The organism is Deinococcus aquatilis DSM 23025 (assembly GCF_000378445.1).
In the GTDB taxonomy this organism is placed as follows: Bacteria; Deinococcota; Deinococci; order Deinococcales; family Deinococcaceae; genus Deinococcus; species Deinococcus aquatilis.
The window spans coordinates 74,933-87,391 of record NZ_KB899702.1 but is presented as its reverse complement, the minus strand read 5'-3'; the positions used below and the strand labels follow the sequence as shown (position 1 = coordinate 87,391).

At 61.8% G+C, this 12,459-nt stretch carries 7 protein-coding genes; 3 read left to right on the top strand and 4 right to left on the bottom strand.

Annotated elements, in window-relative coordinates:
- Window positions 1-310 precede the first annotated feature (310 nt).
- Window positions 311-2,029, bottom strand: coding sequence for an ABC transporter substrate-binding protein (locus F561_RS0106535; RefSeq protein ID WP_019009149.1), 1,719 nt, complete (start codon window positions 2,027-2,029; stop codon window positions 311-313).
- A gap of 264 nt (window positions 2,030-2,293) precedes the next feature.
- Here F561_RS0106535 and F561_RS0106530 point away from each other — a divergent pair, with 264 nt between their 5' ends.
- Window positions 2,294-3,313, top strand: a complete 1,020-nt coding sequence (locus F561_RS0106530) for a D-alanine--D-alanine ligase family protein (RefSeq protein ID WP_026298648.1) — start codon at window positions 2,294-2,296, stop codon at window positions 3,311-3,313.
- Window positions 3,314-3,447: 134 nt separating this feature from the next.
- On the opposite strand, the gene F561_RS0106525 is transcribed toward F561_RS0106530, so the two are convergent.
- Window positions 3,448-5,256 (bottom strand): C1 family peptidase, encoded by a 1,809-nt coding sequence (locus F561_RS0106525; protein WP_019009147.1) that lies wholly within the window; start codon window positions 5,254-5,256, stop codon window positions 3,448-3,450.
- A 209-nt stretch (window positions 5,257-5,465) separates the two neighbouring features.
- A complete protein-coding gene (odhB, locus tag F561_RS0106515; protein ID WP_019009146.1) occupies window positions 5,466-6,734 on the bottom strand; it encodes a 2-oxoglutarate dehydrogenase complex dihydrolipoyllysine-residue succinyltransferase in 1,269 nt (422 codons plus the stop codon).
- Between the two features lie 238 nt (window positions 6,735-6,972).
- On the opposite strand from odhB, the gene F561_RS0106510 reads away from it, so the two are divergent.
- Window positions 6,973-7,707, top strand: coding sequence for a DUF7873 family protein (locus F561_RS0106510; RefSeq protein WP_019009145.1), 735 nt, complete (start codon window positions 6,973-6,975; stop codon window positions 7,705-7,707).
- A gap of 693 nt (window positions 7,708-8,400) precedes the next feature.
- Here F561_RS0106510 and F561_RS0106505 read toward each other — a convergent pair.
- On the bottom strand, window positions 8,401-11,244 hold the full coding sequence (locus F561_RS0106505) for a 2-oxoglutarate dehydrogenase E1 component (protein WP_019009144.1): 2,844 nt from the start codon (window positions 11,242-11,244) through the stop codon (window positions 8,401-8,403).
- A 505-nt stretch (window positions 11,245-11,749) separates the two neighbouring features.
- Here F561_RS0106505 and F561_RS24930 point away from each other — a divergent pair.
- Entirely contained in the window at window positions 11,750-12,454 is a 705-nt protein-coding gene (locus tag F561_RS24930) for a hypothetical protein (RefSeq protein WP_157451621.1), read from the top strand.
- Window positions 12,455-12,459: the final 5 nt, after the last annotated feature.

Genomic DNA, 12,459 nt, shown 5'->3' with positions numbered 1-12,459 from the left:
GGAACAACGGAAAGAAGGCCGGGTGAGGGCCGGAGCGTCGGTGAGCAGGGATCTCAAATGGAAGCGAGACACCACCACACCGGGCCGTACAAAGCGACAAAGAATCTACAGCACCCTTCGGGTCACAGGCCATCATCAAGTCAGAGACAGAAAGTCGGTCTGATCTGAGAATCTTTACTCCTCGGCTGCCCAGAGCGGATGTGAGTTCCCCAAAGCAGGCACAGGACTTGGCAACAGCACACCGCAGCACCTCAACCAAAGAGGCGGGGCAGCCCACGCACTGGGGCTGCCCCGCCCTCACCTCAGAGGGTTACTTCTTGCTCAGTTCCTTCCAGTTGGTACCCAGCAGGAAAGAAATCATGGGGTTGTAGTTGGCCTTGCTTGCGCCCACGAGGTTGTCGCGGAAGAAGCTGTAGTTGACGCCAGCAGGGATCAGCACGAACGGAGCCTGCTCGTAGGCGAGGTTACCGACCAAGCCGTACAAGCGGTTACGCTCGGCGGTGTTCACGGTCTGACGGGCAGCCTTCAGCCACTTGTCGGCCTGGGTGCTGTTCCAGTTCACGCGGGGTGCGTAGAAGCCGTCGCTGGCGTAGAAGGTGTACATGAAGTTGTCAGGATCGGCGTAGTCAGGTGCCCATGCCAGCGAGATCAGGGCTTCCTTGCCGCTCTTGGAGTCGGCCAGCATTTCGCTCCACTGCTTTTCCTGAATGTTGATCTTGAACTTGGGGTTCAGCGCTTCGATGTTGCGCTTCAAGATCTCCATCTGGGTCTGTCCGGGCACGCTGGAGGCACGGTAGTTGGCCGTCAGGGTAAAGCCGTTCTTCCAGACCTGTCCGCCGAAAGCCTTCTGGAAGTACGCTTTGGCCTGCGCCGCGTCGTACTTGTAGGTCTTCACTTTGGCGTTGTAGCCGGGGAAGGTGTCGGGCAGCAACATGGTGCGCTGTTTGCCCTTGCCCTTCTGGACATCGGTGATGTACTGCTGGTAGTTGAAGGCGTAGTTGAAGGCGCGGCGCACGTTCACGTCGCTGAAGAAGTTGGCAGGGATGCCCTTACCGTCCAGCTTGCCGCTGCCCAGCAGTTTGGGATCGGCAATCTTCTGGTTCAGGAACAGGGCGCCAGCAGCCGTGTTGGGAAGGTCGTCGACCCAGACCACGCCGGGCTTGCCCTTGAGCTGCACTTCGTCCACGGCACGTCCTGCGCCGTCGATCAGGTCAGCGTCGCCGCGCAGGAAGGCCTGCTGACGGGCCGCGAGTTCAGGCACCTTCTGGATGATGATGTTCTTGATGGCAGGCTTCTTGCCCCAGTAGCCGTCGAAGGCCACAGCCAGGAAGGTGTTGGCGTCACGGCGCACGAACTTGTACGCGCCCGTACCGCTTGGCGCTTTGTTCAGGGCGCTGTCGGTCAGGTCTTTGCCGACCCAGGTTTTCCAGTCGGCTTCCTTGCCGCTCCACTCACCCAGCTTCACGGCCTGCTTGCTGTCCACGACGCTCTGGCCGGTGTAAGCCAGCTTGGCAAGGAAGGCAGGATCGACATTCGGCAGGGTGAACACCAGTTGTCCGGCGCTGTTGCACTCTACGGCCTTGTCGATGCGTGCCCAGGTGATGGTCTTGTCGTCGTTGGCGTTGGCCTGCACACCCAACAGGGACTCGCTGATGAACCAGTTGCCGGATTCGGCGCTGTTGGTCACCAGGTTACGCTCGAAGGAGTACTCGGCGTCGGCGCAGGTCATGGCGTTGCCGGTGTGGAACTTGACGTTCTTGCGCAGGTCGAAGGTGTAGGTTTTGCCACCGTTGCCGATCGTCCACTTGGTCGAGAGCAGAGGCTCCAGTTGGGTCAGGCTGGCCCCTTTGTAGGTCAGCAGGGTTTCGTAGAGGTTTTCGACGATGGCACCCGAAGCTGTGTCGTAGGTGACGCCGGGATCGAGGGTGGGGATGTCCGAGCTGCTCTGATACACGAAAGTATCCTTGGGAGAAGCAGCAAAGGCGGTGCTTGCAATGAGCAGGGTGCTGAGGATTGCTAGTTTCTTCATTGGGCCTCCTGAAAGGCAGTGGGTTGGCGCAGAAAACTCTCTGAAGAGTCATAACAGCATCTGTTCCAAACACCGATGTAGGGGTAAGTCGTGCGGTATCATAGCGTAGGCCAAGTGGCGGATGTGTGAGGTCTTGCAGGAAGTTTCATCTGAAGGAACAGTAAACAGGTTCGTGAAATGCAGTTCTTTTAAAGAGGGCTGTGTGTAAGTTGCTCTCTTGATGTGTGGTACTCATTGCCGGCGGCGCGTGCCATACTGCAACCCGTGAAAAAGCGCATTTTGCTGCTGGCAGGCGGTCAATCCGGGGAACATGAAGTGAGTTTGATGAGTGCGCGGAGTGTGCTGGCCGCGCTGCCCCGCGATCAATTCGACGTGACGCCTGTGGTGATCAGCAAGCAGGGACGCTGGCTGCCCCCCACCGATACGGCCCGCGCCCTGGAATCGGGGGTCAGTGCACAGGGCGGCGATCTGGTGCTGCACCGGGCGGCCAGTGCCGAGGGTTACGACGCTGTGTTTCCGCTGCTGCACGGCCCGATGGGCGAGGACGGTACCATTCAGGGCCTCCTGACGCTGGCCGGAATTCCCTTTGTGGGCAGCGCCGTGCTGGGGTCAGCAGTCAGCATGGACAAGGTCATGACCAAGCAAGTGTTGGCCTCGGCGGGTGTGCCGCAGGTGGCGTGGGCACTGGCCCTCCGGCACGAATGGCGCAGTACGCCCGAGCTGGTACGCGTCCGGGCAGCCAATCTCGGCTTTCCGCTCTTCGTCAAGCCTGCCAACCTCGGTTCCAGCGTGGGCATCAGCAAGGTCAGCAACGCCGCCGACCTGAACGCCGCGCTTGACCTCGCTTTTGGCCTCGATCGCCGCGTGATTCTGGAAGCCATGACCACCCATAAACCGCGTGAGGTGGAGGTGGGCATTCTGGGCAACGATACGCCCATTGCCAGCCCCGTGGGCGAGTTGCAATTCGATGCCGATTTCTACGACTACGACACCAAATACACCGAGGGCCGCGCCACCATGCATATTCCCGCGCCGCTTCCGGAAGCCGTATCCGAACGGGTGCGCGAGATCGCCCTGACTGCTTTCCGCGCTCTGGACTGTGCCGGGCTGGCCCGCGTGGATTTCTTTTATGTCCAGGAGACTGGCGAACTGCTGCTGAATGAGGTGAATACCATGCCGGGTTTCACCACGACTTCCATGTATCCCAAATTGTTCGAGGCCGCAGGCATCAGCTACAGCCAACTCGTGACCCGGTTGGTCGGATTGGCGCTAGAACAACGGTAATCGGGTTGGGTGGGGCGGAGGCTCCAGAAGTTCTACACACGATGGAAGACCCAATCTAAGAGGCCGGAGACGTTGTGTGCACGTTCCGGCCTCTTGAACTGGGTCGCCCCTCACTCCGGGCCAGTCTCCCTACTCTAGAAGCTGCTCATGTCCGAAGTCACGGCGTTGTTGGGCAGGTTGTACACGCCGTTGGTTTCCTGATCCAGGAACGAATCGGGCAGGTAGGCGTAGCCGCCGTCGCCAAAGCCGCAGCCCCAGGAATTCTTGATGATCCACACGCCCGTGGGGAAGGTCATGTCTCCGAGGTTGATAAAGTTGGTGAGTTTGACATTCTTGATGGTCACGCTGCCGGTATTGACGTAGCCCACGAGGTGAACGGCGTGACCGCCCCGGTAATTCTGGCCGATCAGGTTCATGCTGGGCGTGCCCGCCGCACCGATGGAATCGAAGGCCGCATCCACGCCGAAGCCCAGCACCAGTTGGTCTCCCCTGTCCAGCATCTTTTTCATCATCAGGCGGCGGTATTCACGGGTGGCCTGCGTGGAGTTGAAGGGCAGGGTGCCCAGCGAATGCCACACTTCGTTGCCCTTGGTGGGCCGGAAATTGAAGGCGGCGTTTTCCTGAATTTCCCATTCCGGCTTCCATGCGCAGTTGTTGGTGCTGCCCTGACAGACCAGTTGTGCCTGCGCGGTGGTGTCGCTGCACGCCTGATCGGCGTAGTTGGTGCAGGAGTTTTTGAACTGGGTGATGGGCTTGTCGCCCCCCGGCAGCGTCTGGCGGCTGTAGCTGGGGTTGTACTTCCAGCGCACCTCGGTCGGGATCATGCGCTGGCGGTTCACGGCATCGTCGTAATCGCCCCAGCCTGCGCCGTCGCCCAGCACGCCGTCGTCTCCACGCAGCCAGTAGTAGGCGTACTGCTCCGACAGGTTGAAGCGGGTCTTGATGCGCCGCGCAATCTGGCTCTCCAAGGCACTTACGAAGCCGAACGCCATGCAGGTGCCGCGCCGTCCCTGATTCTTGATGGTGGTGATGGACCCGAGGTTGCCGCCGCGCATCTGCCCGAACAGCGCGTTGGTTGGCGTGAAACGGCACGCGCCATCGGTAGGAGTTTTGGTGAAGCCGTCACCGAGTTCGCCCCCCGGCTGTGAGGGTGGCTGGCTGGGTTGCACCAGGGTATCGAACTTCAGCAGATCAGAGATGCTGGTGGCAACCTTCAACTGCGCCGTAGACAGGCCAGAGGGGTTAAGACGCTGAATCTGGGTCTGGGCCTGGGCAACCGGTGTGGTGGCGCTGATGCGGGTGGCGGGAGTGGTGATAGCCACGCGGGTGGTGGCTGCATTGGCAACCACAGCAGCGGTGCCGGGCGCGGCAGTCTGGCTCAGCGTCTGCTCGTCCAGCCCAAACGAACGCAGAATCTCGGCGCGGTTCACGGCGGCCTTGGCTTCGGCATCGGCCACGCTGCGGGCCACCGTATCGCGCCCATACAGCATCACTTCCTGTTGCTGCCCATCACGCAGATTCACCACGGCAGGCACGGTCAGCCCGGCAGGCAATTTCAGGGTCATGCGGGCAATATCCGAGCGCAGATCGGCCACGTTTGCCAGTTGGTTGGTCAGCGCGAGGCTGCTGCGGATGTTGGCATCACGGGCCTGAATCCGGGCAGGCAAATCGTCCAGATTGAACTGGAAGACGTTGGGAGCCTGAAGCGCTTTCTGAAACAGACTGGGGTCAAGTTGCAGCCGGGAAAACTGCTGGGTCTGGATGGTGATGGGCTGAAGTTGCAGGCGGTTCAGTTGCACCGTGTTCAGGCTGTTGCCCTGAGCCGAGGCCGTGCAGGCCAGCGCCACTGTGAGGGCGGCCAGTACTCTTGTTCCAGCGGTGGTGCGGGCAGTCAGGGTGCGGATAGGAGCCGAAGAGTTCAAACGGTTTTTATTGTGTGTCATGAAAACCCCTCCATCTGACACCGTGCCGCCAGGAGTTAACTGACGCGGTTCAGTGCAAGCATTACACACCACGCCTCATGATCAACCCATGATCGGCGGGGGCACACCCATCAGTTTCAGGTCAGTCCGTCGATACTTTTCAAAAAGTGCGTTCCAGTGCACGAAAAAGCGCCCCAGCCGAAGCCAGAGCGCCGTCAGTTCAACTGACTTCAGAGTTCGAGCAGCATGCGGGCCGGGTCTTCCAGCAGGTTCTTGATCATGACCAAGAACTGCACGGCTTCCTTGCCGTCGATGATGCGGTGATCGTAGCTGAGGGCGAGGTACATCATGGGCGCGATGACGACCTGACCGTTCTGGGCAATGGGCCGCTCGATGATGTTGTGCATCCCCAGAATGGCGCTCTGGGGCGCGTTGATGATGGGCGTGCTCATCATGCTGCCGAAGGTCCCGCCGTTGGTGATGGAAAAGGTGCCGCCGCTCATGTCTTCCATGGTCAGCTTGCCGTTCTTGGCCTTCTGGGCAAAGCCAGCAATATTCTTTTCGATTCCGGCGAGGCTCATGGTGTCGGTGTCGCGCAGGATCGGCACGACCAAACCGCGCTCGGAGGCCACCGCGATGCCGATGTCGTAAAAGCCGTGATAGATGATGTCTTTGCCGTCCACGCTGGCATTGACCACCGGGAAGGCTTTCAGGGCTTCGGTGGCGGCCCGCACGAACAGGCTCATAAAGCCCAGCTTGGTGCCGTGCTTGGCCACAAACTGATCCTGATACTTCTTCCGCAGATCCATCGCGGGCTGCATGTTCACTTCGTTGAAGGTGGTCAGGATCGCTGCCGTGTTCTGCACTTCCTTCAGGCGCTCGGAAATGCGCTGGCGGATGCGGGTCATGGGCACGCGCTGTTCGGTGCGGGGGCCACTGGGAATGCTGGCAACGGGGGCAGCAGCCGCAGGCGTGGGCGCAGATGCCGGAGCACTGGCTGGAGCGCTTCCGATGGCTCCTACAGCGTCGGCCTTGGTGATGTTGCCTTTGGGGCCGGTGGCGGGAATCTGGGCGGGGTTCAGGTTGTTCTCGACGACCACCTTCCGCACGGCGGGCGAGAGGTCCTCGCGGCGGTCAGGGGCGGCGACATTGGTGTCGGGCTGGCTGGCTGTGCCACCCGCGCTGACTTCGTTGGCAACCGGGCCTGCCGCCTGATCTGCGGCCACAGCCGGAACCGCTGTTGCTGCGGGGGCTGGAGCGCTGCCTGCCTCGCCCACCGTGCCCAGCACCTCTTCGCTGAGTACCGTGTCGCCCTCGTTTTTCAGCACGCTTTGCAGCACGCCGTCTTGCTGGGCGGTCACTTCCAGCACCACCTTGTCGGTTTCGATCTCCGCGAGGACCTCGCCGCGCTTCAGGGCGTCGCCGGGTTTCTTATGCCACGTCAGCAGCGTACCTTCACTGACCGACTCACTAAAAACGGGAACCTTGATGTCTGCCATAATCTCACCCTTTATACCCCTCACGGGGCGTCTCTGGGCGGGGAACGGCAGGGCACACAATGCACGGAACCGGGCAGTGATGACTGGGGGCCACAATTTCTACCGTCCAGCAGTCTGAACATGCGCCGCTGGCTTAGGCCACTTTGCGCTGTGCGGTGCGTGGGCGGCGGCCTAGATTGACCTTGCTTCCCCGGCTTCCCTTCAGGCAGTCAGGAGAGGCCAAAGAGAGGAATTCATCATGCCCAAATTGAACCAAATTATTGCCGTCGAAAAGAGCGTGAAAAGCCGCGCCTTTCAGGAACTGACCGAGGCCCACCACGCGCTGCAAAAGCCCGCGCTGCTGTCGGGCATCTCGCGCACCTACCGCCCCAAAGACGAGGAAGGCGAGACGCTGCCGCCCGAATCCACCCGCGTGCAGGCCAAAGCCGAAGAGATCATCCGGCAGACGGCCCAGATCATGGGCAACCTGTTTGACGTGACCGCCACCAAAGACTGGGCCAACAACGAAGCCAAAGCCGATGTGGTGATCGGTGAGCGCGTCTTGCTGCGGCAGGTGCCCGTGACCTACCTGCTGTTTCTGGAAAAGCAACTGACCGACCTGCATACCTTTATTCGCAAATTGCCTGTGCTGGACGCCAGCGAAAGCTGGACCTTCGACCCCAGTACCGACACCTACGCCACCGACCCCGTGCAGACGGTACGCACCAAAAAGATTCCCCGGAACCACGTCAAGGCCGAAGCCACCGACAAACACCCCGCGCAGGTGGAGGTGTACTACGAAGACGTGACGGTGGGCTACTGGCGTACCCTGAAATTTTCGGGAGCGCTGCCCGCCGTGCGCGTGAACGACCTGCTGACGCGCGTGCAGAAGTTGCAGCAGGCCGTGAAGTTTGCCCGCGAGGAAGCCAACAGTGTGGAGGTGACTGACCGCAAGGTAGGAGAGCAGGTGTTTGCGTACCTGCTGGAAAGCTGAGGGGAATTTGACGGGGAAGGTGAACCCCCCGTTGCTGGCGCAACGCCCCCCCTTAGAGGTGGGGACAACATCTTTTGTGCTCCCCTCTGAGGGGGGCTGGCGGCAAAGCCGACTGGGGGGTTGTACATAGGCCGCTTTCTCAGTTGCCTGCCCCCTTCCGGCTAAGCCACCCGGCCCATTGCCGCACCCGCCCCAGACGCCTAACCTGTGCAGCGGAGTACCACGCTGAGGCTCAGCTTCAGATTGAACGGGGGAAAGGTTTCAGGTGCAGGTTCGACTCCTGCTCTCGCCACCACAGTTGTTGCCCGCAGGCAGGGCAGATCCGGCGAGGTAGCCCAACGGCAGAGGCAGCCCTACCCCAAGACACAAACTCAGATTCTTGCTCCAGACTGAGTATTCTCCGCTCAAGGTTCAATCGCACGCTTTGGGTCGAAGCCAGCCGGGGCCAATGGTTCGAATCCATTCCGCTCCTCCAACCCGGAGCGGTGGCGCAGTGGCAGCGCACGGCTGATAAGAAATGAACCCAGAGCTTAAACGTGTGGACCTGTGCAATTGGGCGGTACATCTGAGGCGGAAGACCGGATATGTCTTCCGTCTATTTTTTGTGCCCTCACTCAAACAAAACCCATCAACAGCGCCAACAAAAAAGGACGCCGAAGCGCCCCCTTTTGCTTTGATGGTTGTTCTTCAGGTTCAGCCCTGCGCTTTGGCTTCCTGTGCCAGTTCTTTTTGCTCCTGCACCACTTCTCGGCTGACCTTCTCGCCCAGTGCGGCGGCGATCACGGCGGCCTGTTCGGTGGCGTGGACGCTGGCATATCCGGCGGCGGTGCTGGCGCTGCGGGCGCGGCTGGCATGAGAAAGCACCTGTCCGGGGGCAAGGTTGGCTTCCAGATCTTCCCAGATCATCAGCCACGCACCCTGATTTTCGGGTTCTTCCTGTGCCCACACGACCTGTGCGCCGGGGTGCTTGGCAAGTTCGGCACTCAGGGCGGCGGCGGGGAAGGGATAGAGCTGCTCCAGACGTACCAGAGCCGTACCTGCGTAGCCTTCGGCGTCGGCGTTGCGGGCCTCGACCAGTTCCCAGTGCAGCTTGCCGCTGCTGATGACCACGCGGCGAGCCTTCTCTACGGTGTCGTCGCCAATCACTTCGCAGAATCGGCCATCGGTGAAGTCGCTCAGGGGATTCATGGCCTGCTTGTTTCGCAGGAGGCTCTTGGGCGTCATGACGATCAGGGGCTTGCGGTAAGGGCGGAGCACCTGACGGCGCAGCAGATGGAACATCTGGGCGGCAGAGCTGGGCACCACGACCTGCATGTTTTTCTGGGCGCACAACTGCAAATACCGCTCCAGACGGGCGCTGCTGTGCTCTGGCCCCGCGCCTTCGTACCCGTGCGGCAGCAGCAGCGTCAGCCCTGAGAGCCGCTGCCACTTGCTTTCGCCCGCGCTGAGGAACTGGTCAATGACCGCCTGAGCGCCGTTGGCAAAATCTCCGAACTGACCTTCCCACGCGATCAGGGCTTTGGGTTCGGAGGTGCTGTAGCCGTACTCGAAGGCCATCACCGCTTCTTCGGAGAGGGTGGAATCGATGACTTCCACGCGGCCCTGATGCTCTCCCAGATGGGCCAGCCCCAGATATTCCTCACGCATGGGGTCTTCGGCGTTCTGATCGTGCAGCACGGCGTGGCGGTGCACAAACGTACCGCGCCCCGAATCCTGACCCACCAGACGCACGCCGTAGCCCTCGTCCAGCAGCGTGGCGTAGGCCAGCATTTCGCCCATGCCCCAGTCCAGCGGTTGCTCGCCGCGTGCCATCGCCTTGCGGGTGTTCAGCACGCGCTGCACGGTGCGGTGTACCACGAAGCCTTCGGGCACCTCGTTCAGCCCCAGCCCCAGCTCGGTCAGTTTGGCCTGCGGCACGGCGGTGCTCACTTCGTCTTTCCAGTTGGTGTGGAGGTACTCGCTCCAGTCCACGGCCAACTTGCTCTGCTCCAGGTTCTCCATTTCCTCGACCACTTCGTTGCCAGCGTCCAGCAGGTCGCGGAAGTGGTTGACCAGCGCGTCGCCTTCGCCTGCGGCCAGCACGCCTGCGGCTTCCAGGCTCTTGGCGTACAGGGCGCGGGTGCCGGGGTGCTGGTCGATTTCGCGGTACATGATCGGCTGGGTCATGCGAGGCTCGTCGCCCTCGTTGTGGCCGTTGCGCCGGAAGCAGATCAGGTCAATGAATACGTCTTTGCCGAAGGTCTGACGGTATTCCAGCGCCAGGTCGCCGCAGTAGGCCACTGCCTCGGGATCGTCACCGTTGACGTGCAGCACGGGCGCGTTGGCAATCTTGGCGACATCGGTGCAGTAGCGGCTGGAGCGGGTATCACGGGGGTCGGAGATGGTAAAGCCGACCTGATTGTTGATGACGATACGGACCGCGCCGCCCGTAGAGAAGCCGCGCAGACGCGACAGGTTCAGCGTTTCCATGACCACGCCCTGCCCACTCACAGCGGCGTCTCCGTGGATGGTGATGGGCAGGACGGTCTTGCGCTCGGCGTCGCCGCGTCGGTCCTGGCGGGCACGTACGCTGCCGTGAACCACGGGCGACACGATTTCCAGGTGAGAGGGGTTAAAGGCCAGCGCGAGATGCATCGGGCCGCCGGGAGTCCTTACATCGCTGGAATAGCCCATGTGGTACTTCACGTCGCCCGCCACGTCGGGGTTGTCGCTGATCTTCTTTTTGCCGTCGAACTCGTCGAACAGCGCACTGGGCTTCTTGCCGAAAATGTTGACCAGCATGTTCAGGCGGCCACGGTGGGCCATGCCCAGCACAGTTTCTTTGACGCCGTGCTTGCCCGCCTGCTGAATGATCCGGTCTACGAGGGGAATAAAGCTCTCGCCGCCTTCCAGACCGAAACGCTTGACTCCGGGGTAGCGGTTTTTGAGGTACAGCTCCAGCCCCTCGGCGGCGTTCAGCTTGACCATCAGGCGGCGGCGTTCCTCAGCGCTGTAATTGCCGCGCCCACGCCCGGCCTCCACGCGCTCCTGAAACCAGGCCCGCTCGTTGGAAGGCAGGTAGTTGAACTCGAAGCCGATAGACCCGCAATAGGTTTCATGAAGCTGGGTAATCACGTCGCGCAGGGGCGCATTGAACGCGCCGTCCCGTACAGTTTCGTTGAGGTCGGCGGCGCTGAGACCGTAGTACTCGGGGGTCAGTTCGGGCACCACGGGCAGGCCGCGCATTTTGAGGGGATTGGTATGGGCGCTGATGTGGCCGTACACGCGGAAGGCCGTGATCAGTGCGCCCGCCGCCTGTGCCGCGCCGCTGACGCCCTGCGGGACAGGCACGGTGACCGCTCCACGGCGCTGGGTGCCGAGTTCATAAAAAGCCCGCTGCACAGGCGAGTGCGCCGTTTCCGTGACTCCGCCACGCAGCTGATCAAAATAAACGCGCCATTCGGCGTCTACACTTTGCGGGTCGGCCAGATACGCCTCGTACAGCCCTTCGATAAAGGCCGCGTTCCCGCCGGACATGATGGTCTGAGGCAGTGTCATAACGCCCCCTAGCATACCCCTGCACTCTGGGCGTGAGGCGGTGACCGACCTCCCATTCTCTGCCGCCGCACCTCACCAACCTGTTCCCAGGCGCGTACCACAGGCCTGAGCCATGAGACCGGAGGAGCCTGCCCCTTGCGCTGACGCCTGTGCATACGACTGCTGTAAGGCTGATGTAAGGCGCGGCGGGGTTGACTGCTCTGAGAGAGATAGCCAGGGTGTCAGCTAGAATAGGCAGGACGGGAGCGACATCAGGGGAGGCTTCTCTCAGGCACTGCCCGGCTGCCACCAGATGGACATACTGAGAGGCGCAGGCTGAGACAGGAATCCGCACTTCTGAAGACAGCGCAGTGAGAGGCCGGCAGAGCAGAACAAACCGAGAGCAACTCAAGGAGAACAGGTCCCTTTGGAACCGCACCGCAAAGCCGTGGAAGGTAAGACAGTGGAAGGCAGATCAGACCGGGCGACACCTGACGCTCCGGCGGCCATGCATCAGCCTTCCAACATGGGCGACCCTCCCAATGGCCGCCACGACGTACCTGTACTGCTGCTGAGCGCCAGCGTGGGCAACCGCAAACTGCTGGAGCGGATGCTGGAAGGGCTGGGCCTGTCGGTGCAGGTGGCGGCCACGTTGCGGGCTGCCCACAGCGCCCTGCTGGCCGTCCCGCACGCCGCTGCCCTGATAGAACTGCCTGTACCGGGGCTACGAACTCCCGGCGATCTGCTGGCCGGATTGCCTGCCGGACACGTTCCGCTCCTGCTTACCGTGGGGGTAGCGACCCTGGAAGGCACGCCCTCTCTGGCGCACCCACCCACCCCTGACCTGCTCAGGTCCGCACTTGCAGCGCTGCTTCCGCACTATCCGCTGGCCGCTGTACCCGGACAGGCCCAACGCCTGCTGCTGACCGACCTGATGGCCAAACCCGGCGTGCTGGGCGTGACCCTGCTGGACGGCGGCGGCCACAGCATCGCCCAGCAGGGAGAAGCCCTGCCGCCGCAACTGGGCCTCCACCTGATCCGTGCGCTGGAAACCACCCGGTCTTTTGGTGGCGTGCTGCACGGCGGAGAGATGCACACAGCGCAGCTGGAATACGAACACCGCACGCTCCTGCTGGCCGGACACGGCCCACACGTCATCGCCTGTATTTTGCGCGATCCCAGCACCAGTAGCCTGATCCGCTACCTGCTGCGGACTCGCCTCGCCGCCTGAATCAC